The sequence below is a fragment of the Caballeronia terrestris genome, from assembly GCF_001544515.1.
Lineage (GTDB): Bacteria > Pseudomonadota > Gammaproteobacteria > Burkholderiales > Burkholderiaceae > Caballeronia > Caballeronia terrestris.
Genome location: NZ_FCOL02000033.1, coordinates 18,217 through 40,089, shown reverse-complemented (window position 1 = coordinate 40,089; position 21,873 = coordinate 18,217). Strand labels below are relative to the sequence as shown.

General features: G+C 62.7%; 21 protein-coding genes. 14 read left to right on the top strand and 7 right to left on the bottom strand.

The annotated features are described in order from the left end of the window. Window positions 1-12: 12 nt before the first annotated feature. Window positions 13-1,350: an MFS transporter gene (locus tag AWB67_RS23280; RefSeq protein WP_087658584.1), complete on the top strand. Its 1,338-nt coding sequence runs from the start codon at window positions 13-15 to the stop codon at window positions 1,348-1,350. A 65-nt stretch (window positions 1,351-1,415) separates the two neighbouring features. Here AWB67_RS23280 and AWB67_RS23275 read toward each other — a convergent pair whose 3' ends face one another. Further along, window positions 1,416-2,309: a LysR family transcriptional regulator gene (locus AWB67_RS23275; protein ID WP_087658583.1), complete on the bottom strand. Its 894-nt coding sequence runs from the start codon at window positions 2,307-2,309 to the stop codon at window positions 1,416-1,418. 136 nt (window positions 2,310-2,445) lie between these two features. On the opposite strand from AWB67_RS23275, the gene AWB67_RS23270 reads away from it, so the two are divergent. The 6 genes from AWB67_RS23270 to AWB67_RS23245 all read left to right on the top strand — a co-directional run bounded on the left by AWB67_RS23270 (window position 2,446) and on the right by AWB67_RS23245 (window position 9,418). Beyond that, window positions 2,446-3,219, top strand: coding sequence for a glucose 1-dehydrogenase (locus tag AWB67_RS23270; RefSeq protein WP_087658582.1), 774 nt, complete (start codon window positions 2,446-2,448; stop codon window positions 3,217-3,219). Between the two features lie 20 nt (window positions 3,220-3,239). Further along, entirely contained in the window at window positions 3,240-4,415 is a 1,176-nt protein-coding gene (locus AWB67_RS23265; protein ID WP_087658581.1) for a YncE family protein, read from the top strand. Window positions 4,416-4,431: 16 nt separating this feature from the next. Next, window positions 4,432-5,424, top strand: coding sequence for a 2-hydroxyacid dehydrogenase (locus AWB67_RS23260; protein ID WP_087658580.1), 993 nt, complete (start codon window positions 4,432-4,434; stop codon window positions 5,422-5,424). 6 nt (window positions 5,425-5,430) lie between these two features. Next, window positions 5,431-6,246 carry a shikimate dehydrogenase gene (gene aroE / locus AWB67_RS23255; RefSeq protein WP_087658579.1) on the top strand — a complete coding sequence of 272 codons (816 nt, stop codon included), beginning with the start codon at window positions 5,431-5,433 and terminating at the stop codon, window positions 6,244-6,246. A 98-nt stretch (window positions 6,247-6,344) separates the two neighbouring features. Beyond that, window positions 6,345-7,760: an MFS transporter gene (locus AWB67_RS23250; protein WP_235025269.1), complete on the top strand. Its 1,416-nt coding sequence runs from the start codon at window positions 6,345-6,347 to the stop codon at window positions 7,758-7,760. A gap of 32 nt (window positions 7,761-7,792) precedes the next feature. Further along, complete coding sequence (locus tag AWB67_RS23245) at window positions 7,793-9,418, top strand: NADP-dependent glyceraldehyde-3-phosphate dehydrogenase (RefSeq protein ID WP_087658603.1); 1,626 nt, start codon at window positions 7,793-7,795, stop codon at window positions 9,416-9,418. On the opposite strand, the gene AWB67_RS23240 is transcribed toward AWB67_RS23245, so the two are convergent. Then, window positions 9,415-10,272 carry an aldo/keto reductase family oxidoreductase gene (locus AWB67_RS23240; RefSeq protein ID WP_087658578.1) on the bottom strand — a complete coding sequence of 286 codons (858 nt, stop codon included), beginning with the start codon at window positions 10,270-10,272 and terminating at the stop codon, window positions 9,415-9,417. The genes AWB67_RS23245 and AWB67_RS23240 overlap by 4 nt on opposite strands. A 105-nt stretch (window positions 10,273-10,377) precedes the next feature. Between AWB67_RS23240 and AWB67_RS23235 the strand changes: the two genes are divergently transcribed. Both AWB67_RS23235 and AWB67_RS23230 read left to right on the top strand, forming a co-directional pair. After that, a complete protein-coding gene (locus AWB67_RS23235; RefSeq protein ID WP_087658577.1) occupies window positions 10,378-11,280 on the top strand; it encodes a LysR family transcriptional regulator in 903 nt (300 codons plus the stop codon). Window positions 11,281-11,429: 149 nt separating this feature from the next. After that, on the top strand, window positions 11,430-12,161 hold the full coding sequence (locus AWB67_RS23230; protein ID WP_087658576.1) for an oxygen-binding di-iron domain-containing protein: 732 nt from the start codon (window positions 11,430-11,432) through the stop codon (window positions 12,159-12,161). Window positions 12,162-12,172: 11 nt separating this feature from the next. Here AWB67_RS23230 and AWB67_RS23225 read toward each other — a convergent pair whose 3' ends face one another. Continuing rightward, on the bottom strand, window positions 12,173-13,567 hold the full coding sequence (locus tag AWB67_RS23225; RefSeq protein WP_087658575.1) for an MFS transporter: 1,395 nt from the start codon (window positions 13,565-13,567) through the stop codon (window positions 12,173-12,175). Between the two features lie 132 nt (window positions 13,568-13,699). Between AWB67_RS23225 and AWB67_RS41935 the strand changes: the two genes are divergently transcribed. From AWB67_RS41935 to AWB67_RS23215, 3 genes are all read left to right on the top strand, one after another. After that, window positions 13,700-13,876: a hypothetical protein gene (locus AWB67_RS41935; RefSeq protein WP_235025268.1), complete on the top strand. Its 177-nt coding sequence runs from the start codon at window positions 13,700-13,702 to the stop codon at window positions 13,874-13,876. A 187-nt stretch (window positions 13,877-14,063) separates the two neighbouring features. Then, entirely contained in the window at window positions 14,064-15,017 is a 954-nt protein-coding gene (locus AWB67_RS23220) for a 2-hydroxyacid dehydrogenase (protein ID WP_087658602.1), read from the top strand. 68 nt (window positions 15,018-15,085) lie between these two features. Continuing rightward, window positions 15,086-15,985, top strand: coding sequence for a LysR family transcriptional regulator (locus AWB67_RS23215; RefSeq protein ID WP_087658574.1), 900 nt, complete (start codon window positions 15,086-15,088; stop codon window positions 15,983-15,985). Window positions 15,986-15,988: 3 nt separating this feature from the next. On the opposite strand, the gene AWB67_RS23210 is transcribed toward AWB67_RS23215, so the two are convergent. Continuing rightward, window positions 15,989-17,347, bottom strand: a complete 1,359-nt coding sequence (locus AWB67_RS23210; protein WP_374729845.1) for a 2-hydroxycarboxylate transporter family protein — start codon at window positions 17,345-17,347, stop codon at window positions 15,989-15,991. A gap of 294 nt (window positions 17,348-17,641) precedes the next feature. On the opposite strand from AWB67_RS23210, the gene AWB67_RS23205 reads away from it, so the two are divergent. Beyond that, on the top strand, window positions 17,642-17,872 hold the full coding sequence (locus AWB67_RS23205; RefSeq protein ID WP_087658572.1) for a hypothetical protein: 231 nt from the start codon (window positions 17,642-17,644) through the stop codon (window positions 17,870-17,872). 4 nt (window positions 17,873-17,876) lie between these two features. On the opposite strand, the gene AWB67_RS23200 is transcribed toward AWB67_RS23205, so the two are convergent. Then, on the bottom strand, window positions 17,877-18,368 hold the full coding sequence (locus AWB67_RS23200) for a nucleoside deaminase (RefSeq protein WP_087658571.1): 492 nt from the start codon (window positions 18,366-18,368) through the stop codon (window positions 17,877-17,879). A gap of 412 nt (window positions 18,369-18,780) precedes the next feature. Further along, on the bottom strand, window positions 18,781-20,244 hold the full coding sequence (zwf, locus tag AWB67_RS23195) for a glucose-6-phosphate dehydrogenase (protein WP_087658570.1): 1,464 nt from the start codon (window positions 20,242-20,244) through the stop codon (window positions 18,781-18,783). A gap of 345 nt (window positions 20,245-20,589) precedes the next feature. Between zwf and AWB67_RS23190 the strand changes: the two genes are divergently transcribed. Further along, window positions 20,590-20,868: a VF_A0006 family four-cysteine protein gene (locus tag AWB67_RS23190; protein WP_125477646.1), complete on the top strand. Its 279-nt coding sequence runs from the start codon at window positions 20,590-20,592 to the stop codon at window positions 20,866-20,868. A gap of 10 nt (window positions 20,869-20,878) precedes the next feature. Here AWB67_RS23190 and AWB67_RS23185 read toward each other — a convergent pair whose 3' ends face one another. After that, window positions 20,879-21,799: an AEC family transporter gene (locus AWB67_RS23185; RefSeq protein WP_087658568.1), complete on the bottom strand. Its 921-nt coding sequence runs from the start codon at window positions 21,797-21,799 to the stop codon at window positions 20,879-20,881. Window positions 21,800-21,873: the final 74 nt, after the last annotated feature.

Here is a 21,873-nt window from a genome sequence, read left to right as displayed (position 1 = left end):
AGGAGACATCGAATGAGCAGTTTCACCCCGGCCTCGGCCCATCCCGAGCGCGCCGACGTGCTCGCGCGCGCCGTCAGCAAGGTCAAGTGGCACGTGCTGCCGCTTTTCGTGGCGATGTTTATCGTCAATTACATCGATCGCGTGAATATCGGTTTCGTGCGGCAGCATCTAAGCGCGGATCTGGGCATCGGCGCCGCGGCTTACGGGCTCGGCGCGGGGCTCTTCTTCGTCAGCTACGCGGTTTTCGAAGTGCCTTCGAACATGCTGCTGCAGCGTTTCGGCGCGAAGGCGTGGCTCACGCGCATCATGATCACGTGGGGGCTTGCCGCTGTCGGCATGGCGTTCGTGAAGGGCGAAATGTCGTTCTACGCGATGCGGCTCGTGCTCGGCGCGGCCGAGGCGGGTTTCTTCCCCGGCGTACTGTTCTATTTCACGAAGTGGCTGCCGCGCGACGAACGCGGCAAGGCGATGGCGATCTTCCTGAGCGGCTCCGCGCTTGCGTCGGTGCTCTCCGGTCCGATCTCCGGCGGACTGATGCTGATCTCCGGTCTCGGCCTGCACGGCTGGCAGTGGATGTTCGTGATCGAAGGCATGGCTTCCGTCGTGCTTGCCGCCTTCGTCTGGTTCTGGCTCGATTCGAAGCCGCGCGACGCGAAGTGGCTCACCCGTGAGGAGCAGGACGCGATCGTCAACGAAATCGAGGAGGAGCAGCGTCAGCGCGATGCGGTGCATGCGGTCAAGCCGTCGGTGTGGAGCCTGTTGCGCGATCCGCAGATCGTGATCTTCTGCCTGATCTACTTTTCGGTCTCGCTGACGATCTACGGCGCGACGTTCTGGCTGCCGAGCATCATCCGCAAGATGGGCCACTTCAACGATTTCCAGGTTGGGCTCTTCAATTCGATCCCGTGGATCATCTCGATCGCAGCGATGTACCTCTTCGCGATGCTCGCCGCACGCTTCAAGTTCCAGCAGGCGTGGGTGTCGTGCGTGCTGCTGATCGCGGCGCTCGGCATGTACGCTGCAGGACAGGGCAGCCCGCTGTTCTCGTTCGTCGCGATCTGTTTTGCGGCGATCGGCTTCAAGGCGGCGTCGGCGTTGTTCTGGCCGATTCCGCAGGGGTATCTGGACGCGCGGATCACGGCGGCAGTGCTGGCGCTGATCAATTCGATCGGCAATCTCGGCGGGTTTGTCGCGCCGGCGACGTTCGGGTTTCTCGAGCAGAAGACGGGGTCGATCGAAGGGGGGATGACGGGGTTGGCGGTGATGTCGGTTGTTGCGGCGGCGGTGGTTTTCTTTGCGCGGATGACGCCGCGGGAGAAGCCGGCGGCGCTGATGGGGCGCGCACATTGACCGCTGAGTAACGATTCGTTTCGTCCGGCATCTTCTTCGCCGGACGAAACGGCAGCACGACGCGCCTACTCCCCCCGCACCTCGCCGGTACATTCGTCCATAACCCCCAGCAACGCCCGCTTCGCAGCATTATCAAGATCGGTATAAGCCAGCCCAATCCCCGCCCGATGATCGCGCAGTTCCAGCGGCCGGGCCACCACCTTCGGCGGCAGCGCGATCGCCGCCGCAGCCGGAATCATCCCGATCCCCAAGCCCGCCGCGACCAAAGCCAACATCGTCGTGAACTCACCGAGTTCCTGCGCGATGTTGAGATCGGCGCCCTCGCGCTTCAACGCGACGAGCATCTCGTCGTGAAAGCCGGGCGCATAACGCCGCGCGAGCACGAACGCCGGACAGCCCTGAAGATCGACCGGCATGATCACCTCCTGCGCCGCTAGCGGATGATCGTCGGGCAGCGCCACGACGAACGGTTCTTCGAGCACCGTGCGAATTTGCAACCCCGTCCCCGCGACGGGCAGGCGTATCAGCCCGAAATCGAGCTTATTGTCGTGAAGGGCGGCGATCTGGTCCGGCGTCGGCATGTCCTTCAATTCGAGCGTCACGAGCGGATAGCGCGCGTGCATCGTGCGGATGAGCGTCGGCAGGAGCTTCGGGAGCACAGACGACACGAACGCGATCCGCAACGTCCCGATTTCCCCGCGCGCCGACAGACGCGCCGTCTGCTCCGCGCGCATCGCCTGATGCAACGTGGCGCGCGCCTCGGGCAGAAAAAGCCTGCCGGTCTCGCTCAGCGCGACCTTGTGACGATCTCGCTCAAGCAGCCGCACGTCGAGTTCCTCTTCCAGCGCCTTGATCTGCATGCTGAGCGCGGGCTGGACGATGCATAGCCGTTGCGCGGCCCGCCCAAAGTGCAGTTCTTCGGCGAGCGCTACGAAAGCGCGCAGATGCTTCAGCTCCATGATCGCTCTCCATCGGCGGGCGTAATCACGAATCATGATAACAGCGTCATGAAAGACTATTGGCGTGAGCGCCGCACTTCGGTTGAACTGTGAACATTGGAGACAGCACAGGACGCATCGAATGCGCCGGATAAAAATGGACGAGACACTGAAGCTATTCAGCCTCAACGGAAGGCGCGCTTTGATCACCGGCTCCGGACGCGGCATCGGGCTCGCGCTGGCGCGCGGGCTGGCGGGCGCCGGGGCGGCGGTCGTCATCAATGATCGCAATGAGCAGAAGGCTCTCGCCGTTGCGGCTCAATTGCGCGAGGAAGGCTTCATCGCGGATATCGCGGTTTTTGATGTAACGAAACGCGACGAGGTCGCCGCCGCGATCGATGATGCCGAAACACGCATCGGCCCGATCGACATTCTTGTGAACAATGCCGGCATCCAGCGCCGCGCGCCGCTCGAAACCTTCGACGGCAACGACTGGAATGACCTGCTGCAAGTCAATCTCGATGGGCCGTTTCATGTCTCGCAAGCCGTCGCGCGACACATGCTGCCGCGCGGTCGCGGAAAGATCATCAATATCTGCTCAGTCCAGGGCGAACTCGCGCGGCCGGGCATCGCGCCCTATGCAGCGACGAAAGGCGCGATTCGCATGCTCACCAAAAGCATGTGCGCTGAATGGGCCGGTCGCGGCATTCAGACCAACGCGCTCGCGCCGGGCTACTTCGCAACCGATCTGAACCAGGCACTCGTCGACGATCCCGCTTTCTCCGACTGGCTGTGCAAGCGCACGCCCGCCGGTCGCTGGGGACGCGTCGAGGAACTGACGGGCGCTGCGGTCTTTCTGGCATCGCCGGCGTCGGATTTCGTAAACGGTCAAACGCTTTTCGTCGATGGCGGTTTGACAAGCGTCGTCTAAAAATCAACGGAGACATAAAAATGCGTTCACCCCGCTGCACACAAGCGCTGGCTGGCCTGACGATCGCCGTCATGGCCTGCACGTCGTACGCCGCCGACTGGATCGTTTCAGGCAACGACGGCAAATACCAGCGCGTCGAAGGCCGCGACACGTATCCGGCCAGCCCCAAGCCCGACACGCTCACGCTCCTCGACGCGAGCCGTTTTCCGCCGCAGGTCAAGGTACAGGTCGAAGTCGAAAACGGTATCCAAGGCCCGCCACAGGCCGTCGCGATCACGCCGGACGCAAGCATCGCGCTGGTCGCCGCGCCGACGCGCTACGACTACGACGCCAGGAAGCTGCTGATGGACGGGTTCATACAGGTGGTCGATATGCAAGCGTCGCCGCCGGCCGTCACGCGGCTCGATATCGGCAGCCATCCGCAGGGCATCGCCATCGATCGCGCCGGACGCATCGCGCTCGTCACCTGCGTCGATGGCAGTGTCGTCGTGCTCGGCATCGACGGAAATCGGGTGACGATTGTCGATACGCTCAAGATCGCGCAGAAGCGTCTCGCCGGCGTGAGCTTCACGCACGACGGCGCGCATGCGCTCGTTGCATTGCGCGACGAGCAGGGCGTCGCGGTGCTGAACGTCGCCGACGGCCGCGTCACCGACAGCGGCACGCGTCTTTCGAGCGGCGTGGCGCCGTACACGATCGACGTTTCAAGCGACGGCAAGTGGGCCGTCGTGAGCGATGTCGGACTCGCCGGGCTGCCGGCCTACGCGGGCAAACTCGCGGGCGATGCCGATACCGTGACGCTCATCGATGTATCGCGCGTGCCGTTTCGCACGGTGCAGCACATCACGGTGCCGTCGCTGCCGGAAGGCGTCGCGATCTCGCCCGATGGCAAGTGGATCGGCGTGCAGTCGATGGACGGCTCGAACCTGACGCCCGACAACCCCGGACGCCACGCGCGCGGCAAGGTGCTGCTCTTCGCAATCCGTGACGGACAGGCGGTGAAGGTGTCCGAGGTTGCAGGTGGCGAGGCATCGCAGGGCATCGTGTTCAGCGCGGATGGCAAGCATCTGATCGTGCAGTACAACGTCGAAAAGCAGCTTGCGTTTTTTGCGGTGAACGGTGGACATTTGAGCGATACGGGGCAGCGGATCGCCCTCACAGGCGGTCCTTCATCGCTGCGCACTACGCCGCGTTGAACATCAGGAGCACATCATGTCGACAACACCTTCAGCACGCAAAAACGTAGTCGTCTTTCGCAAGCTTCCCGACGACCTGCTCGAACGCATCCGGACGTGGCACGACGTCACCGTCGCCGATCCGCGCAGCGCCGACGACTTGCCGCGCTTTCGCGAAGCGCTGCAAAACGCCGACGGCCTGATCGGTTCCAGCTTCAAACTCGGCGCCGAAGAACTCTCCCGCGCGCCGCATCTGCGCGTGATTTCGAGCATCTCGGTCGGCGTCGACAACTACGACCTCGCGTATCTCAAGCAGCGCGGCATCGCGCTCTGCCACACGCCCGGTGTCCTGACCGAAACCACCGCCGATACCGTCTTCGCGCTGATCATGGCCGCGTCGCGGCGTCTCGTCGAGCTGTCGAATCATGTGCGCGATGGCCGCTGGACGCGCAACATCGGCGAGGACCTGTTCGGCTGGGACGTGCACGGCAAGACGCTCGGCGTGCTCGGCTTCGGGCGGATCGGGCAGGCGGTGGCCCGGCGCGCGGCGCTCGGGTTCGACATGCCGGTGGTCTTCCACGATCCGTTCGACGTGCAGGTGCCGGAAAGGCTCGCGGGATACGCGGTGCGCGGATCGTTCGACGAAGTGCTCGAACGCGCCGACATCGTCGCGCTGACGCTGCCGCTTTCCGACGAAACACGCGGCCTGATGGATGCCAAGGCGTTCGCATCGATGAAGCCGGGCGCGGTCTTCGTCAACGGTTCGCGCGGCGCGATCGTGCGTGAGGACGCGCTCCTCGCCGCGCTCGACAGCGGTCACTTGCGCGCGGCGGGCCTCGACGTGTTCGCTATCGAGCCGCTCCCGCAGGATTCGCCGCTGCGCACGCATCCGCGGGTCACGCCGTTTCCGCACATCGGATCGGCGACGCACGAGACGCGCCGCGCGATGGCCGAACTCGCGACCGACAACCTCCTGCGCGTGCTCGATGGGGAAGCAGCCGTCTCCGCGTTCGATCTCTCGAAGGTATAGCTCACCATGCCCCATTCGATCCCGGCCCTGTGCGGCTCGCTCGCCGGCCAGCCGTTCACGTTCAACGTCAAGGTGCACAACGCGGCGTACCGCGCGCTCGGCGTGGACTACACGTTCGTCAGCTTCGGCATAGAGGATGCGGCCGGCGCGATCAACGCGATGCGCACGCTCGGCATTCGCGGACTGAACGTCACGATGCCGCACAAGCAGGCCGTCATGCCGCACCTCGACGCACTCGATGTCACCGCGCGCGAGATCGGCGCGGTCAATACGATCGACAACCGCGACGGATGGCTCACCGGCTACAACACGGATTGCGAGGGCGCCGTGCGCGCGCTCGAAGAAGTCACGACGCTGGAAGGACGCCGCATCGCGCTGCTCGGCGCGGGCGGAGCGGCAAGGGCGATCGCCTGGGGCGTGCGACGCGCGGGCGCGCACGTGACTGTGTTCAATCGCACGGCGTCGCGCGGAGAGGAACTGGCGCGCGACTTTGGCGTCACTTTCGGCGGCGAGTTGAGCGACTTCGACCCGCACGCATTCGATGGCGTGATCAACGCGACCGCCGCCGGTTTCCGCGCGCCCGACGTCAACCCGCTGAACGCTGAACAACTGGCGCCGCATCTCTTCGTGATGGACGCCGCGTTCATCCCCGTGCGCACGAAGCTGATACGCGATGCAGCGGCTGTCGGTTGCCGCGTGATCGATGGGACGCGGATGCTGCTGCATCAGTTTTGCGGACAGGTCGAGTTGTACACGGGCAAGAAAGCGCCCATCGACGCAATGAGCACGGCCTTGCTCGACGAGATCGCCCGCGTCGGCTAGTTCAAACAGTAGCAGGAAGGCCCGTCAGCTCGCGACAAGACGAGCACGACGCGCCCCAAGCGCCGTGACACACGGCATCCATTTTTGGAGGAGACGAGATGAAACACCATCAAACCATTGCGGTCGCCCCTAACGGCTCCCATCCGGAGCCCGTGACGGCCAAGCAGGAGGTCACGACCTCGGACCTGTACCGCGCCGCCTGGGCCGCATCGCTTGGCAGCGCACTCGAATACTACGACTTCGCGCTGTACAACCTCGCGTCGGCGCTGATCTTCGGGCCGCTGTTCTTCCCGTCGAGCGATCCGAGCATGGGCCTCATTGCGAGCTTCGGCGCGTATTTTCTCGGCTTCGCGATCCGGCCGGTGGGCGGCATCATCTTCGGCACGCTCGGCGACCGCTACGGACGCAAGTTCGTGCTGATGGCGACGATCCTTTTGATGGGCGTCGCGAGCACGCTGATCGGCCTCCTGCCGACGTATGCGAGCGCCGGCATCTGGGCACCCATCCTGCTCGTCGGCTGCCGTCTGCTGCAAGGACTCGGCGCGGGCGCGGAACAGGCCGGAGCCGCCGTGCTGATGGCCGAATACGCGCCAGCGAAGCGACGCGGCTACTTCGCCGCGCTGCCCTTCATGGGCGTTTTGCTCGGCACCGTGATGGCGGCCGCGATCTACTTCGCGCTCGTGCGGGTCGAGGACATCTCGCAAAGCTGGCTCTGGCGCGTGCCGTTCTTGCTGAGCGTCGTGATCATCGGCGTGGCGATCTGGATTCGGCTGAAGCTCAAGGAATCGCCGTCGTTCACGAAGCTCGAAGCGCGCCATCAAGTCAACGACAGCCCGCTCAAGCACCTCATCAGCCACTCGAAGCCGACGCTCCTGAAAGTCATCGGCATGCGTATGGCCGAGAACGGCGGTTCGTCGATCTATCAGTCGCTCGCGATCAGCTACATGGTGACGGCCACCGGCCTCAAGGGACCGATCGGGCCGGTCGCGCTGCTGCTCGCCGGCGCGTCGGGCGCGGTCATCATTCCGCTCACCGGCTGGCTGAGCGACCGCTACGGTCGCATCCCCGTCTATCGTGCGTTCGCGATTTACCAGTTGTTGCTGGCCTTTCCGACCTGGTGGATACTGAGCCAGGGCAACGCGACCGCCAGCATTGCAATGCTCTGCGTCGCGCTCGCGGGTGTCTGGGGCATGTTCGCGACGCAAGGCGCGCTCTTGCCCGAGCTCTTCGGCGCGCAGCACCGCTACGCCGGCGTCGCGGTGGGGCGTGAAGTATCGGCGGTCATCGCGGGCGGGGTAGCGCCGCTGATCGGCGCGTCGATCATCGCCTGGGCGACCACGCACTGGGGCGGCGCCGAAGGCCGGATTCTCGCGTGGATTCCGCTTGCCGCATATGTCGCGATTTTGAGCCTGATCGGCGTCGTGACGACCTACTACACGCCGGAAACACGCGGCCGCGATCTGGACGACCTCCGCGATGCCGCCGACGTGCCGCTCGCGCCGATTGAACGTTGACGTGTGACCATGAGGACAACGCCATGCCGCACATGACCTCCGAAAACCTGCAGCAACTCTTTCCTTCCGCCGGCGAGATCCCCGAGGACGCGCGCCTCGCCGCGCCGATCCATCAACGCGTCTCGCTCGTCGATGGCGAACTGCGGCCCTGGGACGGCGCCTGCAAGACCGTGCTCTCGCCAGTCTGCGTGCGCGAACCGTCGGGCGACGTCGAGCAGGTCGCGATCGGCAGCTATCCGGTGATGGGCGAAACGGAAAGCGACGCCGCCCTCGACGCCGCCGTGCGCGCCTACGATCACGGCCGCGGTGCCTGGCCGACGATGACGGTTGGGCAGCGCATCGCGTGCATGCAGGACTTCATCCGGCGCATGGTCGCCGAGCGCTCGCAGATCGTGAACCTGATCATGTGGGAGATCGGCAAGAGCCTCGCCGATTCGCAGAAGGAGTTCGACCGCACCGTCAGCTACATGCAGGACACGATCGAAGCGCTCAAGGAGCAGGACAACAGCAATTCGCGCTTCACGATCGCGGAGGGCACGATCGGGCAGATCCGGCGCACGCCGCTCGGCGTCGTGCTGTGCATGGGGCCGTACAACTATCCGCTCAACGAGACCTTCGCCACGCTGATTCCGGCGCTGCTGATGGGCAACACGGTGGTGTTCAAGCCGCCGCAATACGGCACGCTGCTCTTCTATCCGCTGCTTGAAGCGTTTCGCGAGGCGTTTCCGAAAGGCGTCATCAATACGATCTACGCGCCGGGCGCGGTGGTCGTACCGCACATGCTCGCGTCGGGCAAGATCGACGTGCTCGCGCTGATCGGATCGAGCAAGGTCGCGGACCATCTGAAGAAGCAGCATCCGAAGTCGCACCGACTGCGCGCGATCCTCGGTCTCGACGCGAAGAACGCCGCGATCATCCTGCCCGATGCCGACATCGGTCTAGCGGTGAAGGAGTGCCTGCTCGGCGCGCTGTCGTTCAACGGGCAGCGCTGCACGGCGCTCAAGATGCTGATGGTGCATCGCTCGATCGTCGATGTGTTCATCGAGCGCTTTACGGTTGAGTTGGCGAAGCTGAAGGTCGGGATGCCGTGGGAGAAGGGCGTATCGATCACGCCGCTGCCGGGCATGCATCGCACCGCCTACATGACCGAAGCCATCGATGATGCCAAGGCGAAGGGCGCGAGCGTCGTCAACGAGGGCGGCGGCGTGTTCTGCAAGACGCTCTTCTATCCGGCGGTCGTGTATCCGGTGCAGGAAGGCATGAAGCTGTATCGCGAGGAGCAGTTCGGGCCGATCATCCCGATCACGCCGTTCGACGATGTCGAGACCGCCTTGCAGTACGTGATCACCTCGGAGCACGGGCAGCAGGTCAGCATTTTCGGCACCGATCCCGCGCAGATCGGCGCGCTCGTCGATCCGCTCGTGAACCAGGTGTGCCGTGTGAACCTGAACTGCCAATGCCAGCGCGGTCCCGACGTGTTTCCGTTCGCCGGACGCAAGGACTCGGCGGAAGGCACGCTCTCGGTCACGGATGCGCTGCGGGCGTTCTCGATCCGCTCGATGGTCGCCGCCAAGCAAACCGACGAAAGCAAGACGCTGCTCGATGCGATCGTCACCGATCACCAGTCGAAGTTCGTCAACACGGGGTTCATCTTTTAGGCGGCCAGCGCATCGAGGCGGGCGAGCACGTCGGGGGCGAGGGTCAGTTCCGCCGCGCGCAGGTTCTCCTCCAGATGCGCGACGGACGACGTTCCCGGAATCAGCAGAAGGTTCGGCGATCGATACAGCAGCCACGCGAGCGCGACCTGCATCGGCGTGGCGTCGAGTTCTTTTGCGATGTCGGAGAGCGCGCCCGACTGGATCGGCGTGAAGCCGCCGAGCGGAAAGAATGGCACGTACGCGATGCCTTCGCGCGCGAGATGATCGACGAGTTCACCGTCCTCGCGCTGCACGAGATTGTAGTGATTCTGCACGCACACGATCTCGTCGATGCTGCGCGCCTCGTCGATCTGCGCGCGCGTCGCGTTGCTCAGTCCGATGTGCTTCACGAGCCCTTTGCGTTTCAGGTCTGCGAGCGCGGTGATCTGCGCTTCGACCGGTGCCTCGCTCGGACTGTGGACGTTGCCCATCATGCGCATATTGACGACGTCGATTGCATCGAGGCCGAGGTTGCGCAGGTTGTCGTGGACGCTCCGCTCGATGTCCGCCGGTTCCATCGCGGGCAGCCAGCCGCCGGTCGCGTCGCGCACGGCGCCAACCTTCGTCACGATGAGCAGATCGTCCGGATACGGATGCAGCGCCTCGCGAATGATCTGATTGGTGACATGAGGGCCGTAGAAATCGCTCGTATCGATGTGATTCACGCCGGCTTCAACTGCGCGGCGAAGCACGGCGATCGCGGCGGCGCGGTCTTTCGGCGGGCCGAACACGCCCGGACCTGCGAGTTGCATCGCGCCGTAGCCCATGCGGGAAACCTGGCGGCCGGCAAACAAGAAGGGTTGATGTAAGGACATGAGTTGCTCCGATGGTTGAGAGTTGAAGCCGAGTATGAAGCACCTTGCGCTGTTCGATAATCCGTCCTAGATTGCACGGGTCGTTCAAAAAAATGCACAGTGCTCATGGACTTCAACGATCTGGCGGCATTCGCTTCCGTCGTGCGCGCCGGCGGCTTTCGCGATGCGGCGCGCGCGAGCGGCGTGTCCGCGTCGAGCCTGAGCACGGCCGTGCGCCGCCTGGAAGCGCGGCTCGGGCTGCGGCTGCTCAACCGCACGACGCGCAGCGTGGCGCCAACCGAAGCGGGCCAGCGGCTCATCGACAAGCTCGCGCCGCTCATGGGCGAGATGGAAGCCGCGCTCGACGTCCTGAACGGCTTCCGCGAAAAGCCCACCGGCACGCTCAAGCTCAACGTGCCGTCGAGCGCCGCGCGCATCGTGCTGCCCGACATTCTCGCGCCATTCCTGAAGGCCTATCCGGACATCCGCGTGGAAGTCGTGGTGGAGGACGGCTTCGTGGACGTGCTGTCGATCGGCTGCGATGCCGGCATCCGCTACGACGAGCGCCTCGAACAGGACATGATCGCCGTTCCGATCGGCCCGCGCGTGCAGCGCTTCGCCACTGCCGCCTCGCCCGACTATCTCGATGCGCACGGGCGGCCGACGCATCCGCGTGAACTGCTCGATCACGCCTGCCTGCGCGGCCAGTTCGCGGGCGGCGCTACTCCGACGTGGAATTTCGAGCGCGACGGTGAAGTGGTCCGGCTCGATCCTACCGGCCCGCTGCGGGTTCGGCCGGGCGCGGCCGTGGACCTCGCGGTCAGTGCGGCTGTGGCGGGCGTCGGCATCATTCATCTGTTCGAAGGCATGCTTGCGCCGCATCTGCAGAGCGGCGCGCTGGAGCCGATCCTCATGCCGTGGTGGCAGACCTTCCCGGGGCCGTTCCTCTACTATCCCGGCCGGCGGCACGTTCCGGCGCCGCTGCGCGTGTTCATCGACTTCGTCAATGCGGCTGAGCGGTCGCCGTGAATGCAAAGGAAGAACAGGAAGCGCAGAATACGCATCACATATAGCGGTTTTCTTACGCACAGGCGGGGGGTGCAGAAGCCGATGTCAGGCTGTGATGTAGTTTCGCTGCGCGTGAACGCGATGTGAAAGTAGATCCGCAGGAGGGGCACATGGGCATCACCAATCCGCAGTCGGGTACGAACGTCGAGGAAATTGCCGACGGCTTGTATCGCATCAATACGCCGTTCATCATTCCCGGCGACGCGGGCGGCTTCTCGTTCAACCAGTATCTGATTGTCGACGACGAGCCGCTCCTGTTTCATACCGGCCCGCGCAAGATGTTTTCTCTCGTGCGCGAGGCGTTGTCGAGCGTCATCGCGCCGGAGCGGCTGCGGCATATTGCGTTTTCGCACGTCGAGGCGGACGAGTGCGGATCGCTCAACGAGTGGCTGGCGGTGGCACCGGACGCGTCGCCGTTATGCGGGACCGTTGCGGCAATGGTCTCCATCAACGATCTGGCGGATCGGGCGCCGGTCGCACTGGCAGACGGGGAGAGCATCAGCCTCGGACGTCACACCGTGCGATGGATCGACACGCCGCACTTGCCGCATGCGTGGGAATGCGGCTTCCTGATGGAGGAGCGAACGCGCACGCTCCTTTGCGGCGACCTGTTTACGCAGCCCGGCGCGAACCTTCCGCCGCTCACGACATCGGACATTCTCGGGCCGAGCGAAGCGTTTCGACGCAGCATGGATTATTTCTCGCACACGCGTAACGCCGATGCCATGTTCGAGCGACTCGCCGAACTCGACCCGACGACGCTCGCCTGCATGCATGGCAGTGCGTGGAGTGGGGACGGCGCGGGGCTGTTGCGATCGTTGGCACGGAGTGTGCGCGAATAGATCGCTGGCAGTCATCGTCCCCGCGCTTTCGCGCCCTCATCCCGCAGCGCAATCGGCTCGACAACCGTGAGCAGCAGCACGAGACACAACAAAGACGTCCCGACCATATACAGGAACACGCTGGTCCAGCTATAGCGATCCAGCAGGATTCCCACCGCCAGCGGTGCGCACGCGCCGCCGATCTGGCCCAGGCAATTGACGATGCCGAACGCCGTCGGATACGTCGATTTGGTCGCGAGCCCCATCGGATACGCGGAGTATCCCGCGAAGCCGATACCCAGCATGAGCCCCGACATCACCAGCGTCACGCCGAGATACGCGACGCTGTCCGGCGCATCGATCAGCAGCACCATCATGACGACGGTGCCGAGCGCACCCACCATCATCATCGGCTTGCGGCGTCCGCCGAGCAGGCGGTCCGAGATGATGCCGCCGAGCATGTTTCCGGCCACTGCGCCGATGAACGGCGCCGACGCGAGGAAGCCCATTTTTACGGAGGTGAAGCCCTTGACCGTGACGAGGTAAGTGGGAATCCACGACATGAAGATGTTGCTGATGCCAATCATGCAGCCATAGCCGAGCGCGACTCCGAAGATATTCCACGAGCGGAAGACCTGTCCGATCGTATCGAGTTGCGGTACGCGCTTCGTGCGATTGAACGTGTCGAGATAGGGCATGCGCGCCACGTCGTCGGCCCGCGCGGATTTTCTGTCGATGCCGTTCGCCGCCGTCTCGTCGAGGATATAGCGCCGCTCAGCGGGCGAGCAGAAACGATTTTCGCTCGGCGAATTCGTCACCATCACCATCCAGACGATCGCGAGCAGGATGCCGGGTATCGCGAAGACGTAGAAGATCTCCCGCCATCCCCACAGCTCGATCACGAGGATGCACACCGACGGCACGATCAGCGGACCGAGCTTTGATGCAGCGATCCACAAGCCGGTCGCCGTGCCTTTCTCGCGAGCGGGAAACCAGCGGTTGATCACGTTGGTGCAGCCGATCCCGAGCGGCCCTTCCGACAAGCCCAAGCCGACGCGGTAAGCCTGCAAAAGAAAGACGGACGACGTCGTGCCCATCAGGCCGGTGAAGATCGACGTGAAGATCATGAAGATGGCGAACAGGAAGCCGGTTGTCTTCTCGCTGAGCCGCTTGTAGATCAGGCCGACCGGAATCTGCACGAAGCCGTACGCGAACGAGAACAGGCTGACGATCAGGCCGGCTTGCGTGTTGGTGATGCCGTATTCCTTCTTCAAGTAAGGCAGGGCGATGCCGAAGTTGGCGCGGTCGGCGCAGGCAATCGCCCAGATGCAGAAAATCAGTCCCATCACCACCCAGCGATAACTGGTGCGTTTCTCCGTGACGGGTTGCGCTTCGGCGGACGTGACAATACCGTCGGCATTATTCATTTGAATTCCTCCCGATGTTCCGGCTTCGGCAATGCGGCGCCGTCGTGGCGCAGCCTGGATGAATCGCGCTGGATTGGATCAGCGCGTCGCGGCAGGTTGACCAGGAATCGACAGGAATAGGGAAGTGATGCAGTGGAATTTCACGCTGTTGTCTCCGCTTTAATTGGAAAGGATTTATTGTTTTTTTATTGGGAAAGGGTTTTGCCGATGATCGGTTTTTTATTCGCCGATCGCGTAAATCCTCATTCCGACGCCTTGATTGTGGCGATCCGGATATTTCGCGTCCAATCTTTTGTTGCTATTACCTGATTCCCGGATTGAATCGATTGAGGCCGGCAGATCTGTCCATCGATCCGTATATCAACTGATAGCGTTTTGGGATTGGACGTACGCGGCGAAAACGCCGATCATCCGCCGACATTGAGACAGCATGCATGCGTTAGACCGGTGCGCGCAGCTCATCCACGGAATCGTCAATCAACAGGGAGCGTCCGAATTGAAACCCAGCATCTTGCAACTGAATCCGATCCTCGTCCCGGCCATCAACGACAAACTGGGCGAGCTCTACACCATGCATCGCCTGTTCGAAAAGGACGATAAGGATGCGTATATCCGTGAACACGGTGCATCGATCAAAGGCGTGATAACCGGCGGACATACCGGCATTTCAAACGACATGATTGAACGGTTGCCTGCGTTGCAAGTGATCGCGGTCAATGGCGTGGGAACGGATGCTGTGGATCTTACCTTCGCACGCGAACGCGGCATTCCGGTTACCGCGACGTTCGGCGCATTGACCGAAGACGTGGCGGACCTCGCCATCGGGTTGATCCTCGCCGCGTGCCGTCAAATCTGCCCGGGCAACGAGTTCGTGAAGACGGGCAATTGGCAGAAGAATCCGCATCCGGGCGCCTTGCCGCTGTCGCGCCGTTTTAGCGGAAAGCGCGTCGGTATCGTCGGCATGGGTAAGGTCGGGCGCGCGATTGCGCAGCGCGCTTCAGCATTTGGTTGTCCCGTTTCCTATACGGACTTGCGCCGCATGGAGGACTTGTCGCATGAATTCGTCGGCGACTTGCTTTCGCTCGCGCGCGGTTGCGACATCCTCGTGCTGGCCGCCGCTGCCGATAAAGCGGAAGGCATCGTGAATGCCGCCGTGCTGGATGCGTTGGGGAAGGACGGCTATCTCGTGAACATCGCGCGCGGGAAGCTGGTGGTGGAAAGCGATCTGGTGGAAGCGTTGTCCAGCGGCGCGATTGCAGGCGCTGGGCTCGACGTGTTCGTCGACGAACCCAACGTCCCTGAAGCGCTCTTCAACATGGACCGCGTCGTTCTGCAGGCGCATCGCGCGAGCGCTACCGAGGAGTCGCGTACCGCGATGGGCGAAATGGTGCTGGCGAGTCTTGCGCAGGCCTTGGCGGGGCAGAGGCCCGAGGGCAGTCTCACGACGTGATGGGGCGAGAATGGGAGGAGTCAACCTTATAATGACCGTCGACTCCATCCCTTCCCGGCCGCCCAAGAATGCTTGATCTCGGACAAGTGCGTTGCTTTGTCGCTGCCGCGACCGAATCGAATTTCAGGCGTGCTGCGGCGCTGCTTAACATGACGCAGCCGCCGTTGAGCCGGCAAATCCATTTGCTCGAAGACAGCCTGGGCGTGAAGCTGTTCGAACGCATCGGCCGTACAGTGAGACTGACAACGGAAGGGCGCGTCTTCCTCGCGGATGCAACGCGCCTGCTCAGCCTTGCCGAGCAGGCTGAAAGCACGGTCCGGCGCGCGAGCAAGGGGAAGACGGGGCGCGTTCGGATCGGCTTCACGGGAGCGGCCGGTTACGAGCTGATTCCGGAACTGCTGGTCGCGGCCACCGACGTATTGCCCGACATCGACGTCGTGCTGCTTGAGCTGATCTCGGTGGCGCAGATCGAAGCGTTCTCCGCGAACGCGATCGACCTGGGGTTTCTCCGCCCGTTGCCTTCGAGACAGAACCTCGAATTTCTACCGGTCGATGAAGAACCGCTGATCGTCGCGCTTCCCAAGGGACATGCGCTCTGCCGCTACGAGCAGATCGAGCTCAAGCAACTGGACAATCAGCCCTTCATCATGCATTCGCCCACTCACGGCAAGTACTTCTACGACCGGATCATGGGCATGCTCGCGACCGAGAGCGTGACGCTCAATGTCGCTCAATACATCGACCAGACGCCGACGATTTTGTCGCTTATTCGCGCGGGGCTCGGCATCGGGATTCTGCCGGCATCGGCGCAACGGTTCCATTACGACAACGTCGAATTCAGACTGATCGCCGGCAATTCGATTCAGGCCGAAATGAGCATGGCCTGGCGCTCCGATCACGACAATCCCGCCGTCACGGCCTTCAGGCTCATGGCGACCGAGTACTTCGCGAAGAAAGCACGCGCTTAAGCGTCACCGCATGTGCGCGAGCACGATCAACGTCAACGTGACGACGATCGCGCCGCCGATTCGAGTCGCAATCTGCGCAAACGGCATTAGTTGCATGCGATTGGCCGCCGTCAATATGGCGACGTCGCCCGTGCCACCCTGGCCGCTGTGGCAGGCGTTGACGATGGCCGTATCGATCGGATACATCTTCAGCATGCGGCCCGTCAGAAAGCCGGTGCCCATCAGCGTTGCCACCGTCGCGACGATCGTCACGATGTTCGCGATCGTGAACGCGGCCATCAGCTTGTCCCACGGCGTCATCGCTACCCCGATCGCGAACAGCAGCGGATACGTGACCGCCGTCGAGAAGAACTTGTAGACGACGAACGCGCCTTCCTGCAACGGCGGCGATACCGCACGCGCAAGCTTGACGAGCACCGCGAGAAACAGCATCGCGACCGGCGCGGGCAGCCCGAACAAGTTGCGGCACATCAGCCCGAGCAGGTACAGCGTGATGGCGGTGATGCCCGCTGCCGCGATGTGCGTCACATCGACGTGGCCGCGAATCTCTTCCTGCACCGGGTCCATTTCGTCTTCCTCGCCGACTTGCAGACGGCCTTCGCCTGTCAGGTGAGGAAAGCGCTTGCCGACCCTGTCGAGCAAGCCCGCGAAGATGATCGCGGTGAGGCTGCCGAGCATCACCGGCGGCAAGACCTCGGCGAACAGCTCGCCCTGCTGCAAATGCAGGATTTCCGAGTACCCGACCGACAACGGGATCGCGCCTTCGCCGATACCGCCCGCCATGATCGGCACGACGATATAGAAGAACGTGTGATACATCCCGAGCCCGAGCGCCCCGCCGACCAGCGTACCGACGATCGCCGCCGCCACCGAGCCGAGCGCGAGCGGCACGAATATCTTGATGAAGCCCTGAATCAGCACGCGCCGGTCCATGCTCAGAATGCTGCCGACGATGATCGACGCGATGAACAGGTACAGGAAATTGGTCGACTTCGTGAAGTCGGTGGTGAGCGTGAGAATCGGCTTTGGCAGCAGGTGATAGTAGGTCAGCGCCGACGGAATGAAGGTCGCGAAGATGGCGGCGGCGCCGATATTGCGCACGATCGGAAGACGCTTGCCGATCTCCGCGCACGTGAAGCCGAAGAAGGCGAGCACGGCGATCGCCATCGAGATTTCCCCGGGCACCTTGCCGGTGACGGCGAAGCCCGTAATCAGCGCGAGCAGGATCACGTAGACCGGCAACGGAATGATGCCGATGCGATATTCCATCAATTTCCACCAGCCTTCGGGCCAGAAGCGGGGCTTGACGGTTTGCTGCAGTGGCGCAGGTGAGGGCGGTGAGCGGTGGGATGTGGGTTGCACGACGTGTCTCCTCGCGGTTGTACGGCGATGGTGCATTGCAGCGGGTGCGTGTTTGGTTTTGCTGACTCGGCGCTTACACCTTCAATCGTACATCTGCATGCATCGCGCGCGGGTCGATCCGGTTGACCTGACGATTGCTACGAATAATTTCGTCCGCTCGGCGCGGCTCCGCGCGTTCCCCATCGCGTATTTCAGGAATGTAACCCCGTAACGCGCGGAAAAATTGTTGTAGCCGAATTGGCAGCTTCGCTTTCTAGGATGCACTCACACGTCGTCGCATCCCTGGAGAACCGAATGCTGAGTCCGCATGAAATTTCGACGCTGCTATTGGTGCAGCGCGCGCCCTATCAGGTGGAAGCGCTGGGCGAGGACACCGATCGCCTTCGACATGAACAACTCGTCGAAGTCGAATTGCTTGCGACGGGTGGCGCGCTTCCGCGTCTCACGTCGCGAGGCCGGGAGTTGCTGCGCAGACTCGATGCGTTTTGCAAGCAGCAGGCGTCACCATCGGATGAAAGCCCATGAAGCGCTACGCACCACGCGACGCTGCCCATTCCTCCAGAATCCGCACGGCCTCTGCATCGCGCTTTTGCTCCGACGGCTGCGATCGCGTGTCGAGTGTGCCACCCGCTTCGAGACGCAATTCATCGATGTCGATCGGATGGCGTGCAGCTCGCGATACGTTCGCAAACGCCTCGGCCGACTGCGCCAGCGAGGCGCCGTAGTAAAGCTTGCCGATCCCGCAAATCTTCATCGCCGCGACGCACAGCGCGCAAGGCTCGCACGATGTGTAGAGCTCGCAGCCGCTGAGATCGACCGTCTTGAGGCGTCGGCATGCATCGCGGATCGCTTCTGTTTCGCCATGCGAGGTCGGGTCGAAGTTCGCGACCGAGTGATTGAATCCTTCGCCGACCAGGACGCCATCGCGCACGATGACTGCACCGAACGGCTCGGTGCCGGAGTTTTTCAAAGCCTGCGCAGCGAGTGCAAGCGCGCGATCCATGAATTTTTCGTCGTACATAGGCGTTCTCCCTGGATTGGTGATGTGAAGCGGCGGAAGTAGTTTATCTCCGGGCACAATCCGCTTTCCAACGTGCGACGTCATGCTGACGGCCCGCCGCGAAGCTACGGTGTCTTCGCGTCGAAAGCAATGACAGGTTCATGCGATTCGATTTATCACGTATCGTGCGCGTGCGGCGTTTCTGTGTACCTTGTGCGATGGCGCTCGCATGTCGCCGGATAGCTGGAAAGCGATGCGAAGGGTCTGCTAGCGGACTTGCCGCATGGGATTCGCGGCGAAAAGTGGAAAGCAGCTCCAATAACGATGGCTCGCGGAGCAGCGAATTGGGTGCCCTTGAGGCGCTACAGGTTATCGATGGCGCAAGTCCGCATCAGGCGGACCGGCCAGGATACGAGCCACGGCATGCGCACATTCAACTGCCCAACGCGTTCGGATCCCGCCACGCCCGTTCGAACGGCAGCCGCCACGCACGCGGCGCGACGAGTTGATGGATGGCATTGGGCCCCCACGAGCCCGGCGAGTAGAACCGAACGGGAGTGGGGGATTCGAGCAAGGCCGTTGATACTTCCCATAGTCGCTCGATCCCTTCCGCCGTCGTGAACAGCGTGCGGTCTCCGCGCATCGCATCGAGGATCAGGCGCTCATAGGCTTCCAGCACGTCTCCGATCAGACCCGTATCGCGCATCGCGAACTGCAGGCTCAGCTTGTCGAGCCGCATGCCGGGGCCCGGGCGTTTGCCGTAGAACGAAAGCGACATCTTCGAGGCGTCCGCCAGATCGAACGTCAGGTGATCCGGACCTTGGGAACCCACGCCCGATCCCGCAGGAAACATGCTTTTCGGTGGCTCGCGGAACGCGATGGAAATGATGCGTTGTCCTTCGGCAAGCCGCTTGCCGGTGCGCAGATAAAACGGCACACCGGCCCAGCGCCAGTTGTCGATCGAGCATTTCAACGCAATGAACGTCTCGGTTTCCGACTCGGGACTCACCCCTTCCTCGGCCCGATACCCCAGGTACTGCCCCCGAACGACATCGCTTGGCTGTATCGGCACCATGCTGCGAAACACCTTGTTCTTCTCCTCGCTGATGGGCGACGGTTCCAGCGACGTCGGCGGCTCCATCGCCATGAACGCGAGAATCTGGAACAGGTGAGTGACGACCATGTCGCGGAAGGCGCCCGTCTGTTCGTAAAACCCCGCGCGCTTGCCGAGGCCGAGTGTTTCCGGCACGTCGATCTGAACGTGGTCGATGAAGTTGCGATTCCAGATCGGTTCGAACAGACCATTCGCGAATCGAAAAGCGAGGATGTTCTGCGCGGGCTCCTTCCCGAGGAAGTGATCGATCCGGAAGATCTGCTCTTCTTCGAAGACCTCATGCAGCCGCGCATTCAGCGACACGGAGCTCGCCAGATCGGTGCCGAAAGGCTTTTCCATGACGATCCGCGAGCGTTCGACAAGGCCTGCTTCTTTCAGCATGCCGACTGCGGACAGCGCGGCGTTGGGCGGAACGCTCAGGTAATGCAGCCGTCGGCATTCGCCGTCGAAGCTCGCTTCCGCCTTGTGTACCGCGACCTTGAGCACCTCGGCGCCTGCCGTCAAAGGCACGTAGTCGAGGTTGGCGGCGAAAGTGTCCCATTCCGACTGAGTCACCTTGCGAGTGGCGAACTCGTCGAGCGCGGATTGTGCGATTCGGCGGAAGTCGTCGAGGTTAATGTCGTCGAGTGCGACCGCAATGATCTTGCAGCCCGGAATGAAACCTGCATTCGACAAGTGGAACAGGCCCGGCAAGAGCTTGCGCCGCGCGAGATCGCCCGTGGCACCGAACAGGACGACGACTTGCGGGAATTTGGGACCTACCCCTGCGGCGATTTTGGCCATCGTGCAAATCCTTTTTGGTTGTCGACGCTTGGGCGGGAGACGCGAAAACCCATCCGATTCTTCGACAGTATCACTTAACTCTCACCGATAAAAAAGCGGGTGCAGTTGCCCTGGAGCTGCCGTTGGACTTTTCGTCTGCAGATTTCGTCAAACTACCTCTCTCGATACGCGAAGCTCGCCGAACCATCGTAATTCTTCGCTAATTTTTGCTCCCTAGACTTCGTGTCCACGGTTGCGCGACCCGATGCGGCCTATCGAATACAGTGAACAAAAATGAACAGGATCAATCGCATTCGACGTGTGTGCTCATTGACGGTTGCCAGCATCTTTTGCACATCAGTTCTGTTGATAGCGAGCATCGGGACGTCCGCTGCTGCGGAAGGGTTCAACGACAACAACGACGGATACAACCAGTGTGTGATCCAGTCGATGCGCGGAACTCGCAGCGTCACGGCCGTGCAAATCATGCAGAACGCCTGTCAGAAGCTCTGGTTCGAAGCCGCGATGATGCGTGATGTCGACAAGCGCTATTACGTTTGCCTGCTGCAATCGCTCCCGGGCGTGGAGAACGATTACGGCGCGCAAGTCGTAGCCGCGGCTTGCGGACGGCAGGCCGGCCGATAGCATGGACCCGTCAAAGAACGTAAAGCCAGCCGAGCAGCGTGACGACTGAAAAGAGCGTGGTCATCGAGATTACCGCACCCACTACGGTCTTTTCGACGTCGTATTCAACCGCGAGTACGTACGCGCTCTTCGCGGTGGGCACGGCCGAGCACACGACGGCAGCGATGGTCGCCGTCCGGTCGAGGTCGACCGCCAGGCAAAGCGCGTAGACCACGAGCGGCATGACGGCCAGCTTGAGCGCTGTCAGCAACGCATAAAGTCCCACACGTTCGCGCAGTTCGTCGATTGTCAGATCGAGCCCGATTGCGAACAGCGCGCATGGCGTCAACGCTTCGCCGAGTATCGTGAGACACGACGCGACCGGTCCGGGCAGCTTCGAGCCGGGGATAGACCAGAGCAGCCCGAAGATCGTGGCAAGGATGACAGGATTGGTCACGATCTGCCGGATCAGCGCCGTCGTCTGTATGCTGCGCGATGTGTCGTATCGGCCGATCTCGAGCAACAAGACCAGTATCGGAAACATGATGGCGCCGACGAACACGGTCGCGATCGCCGCCGCGAGCACACCCGGCTGGCCATACAGCGTCTTCAAGATGGGGAGCGCGACGAATCCAGTGTTCGTCATCGATACGGCGGCGGCCAGCATTGCGCTCTTTCCGACGCCGGCGCCGCGCGCGACTCGCACGAACATCATCACTGCCGCAAAGCAAATCAGGGAGCCACCACCGAACGCACCAAGAAAGCGCCAGTCGAGGAGCGCGTGAAGCGACTCATCGGCGATCGTCAGGAAGACCAGCGCGGGCATCGCAACGTAGTAGGCGAAGCGCATCAACGGCGCGGCCAGCGTGCGGGGAATGTAGCCGGTGGCGCCTGCAAGCCACCCGGTGAGGATGATGGCAAAGATCGGAAGTATGGTGCCGGCCAGATGCATAGTGACCTCCCTTCGCGATGGGACATCGGCGCTTTAGCGCGTGTTCCTCGCTGGGCGTCATTATCGGAGAAAAA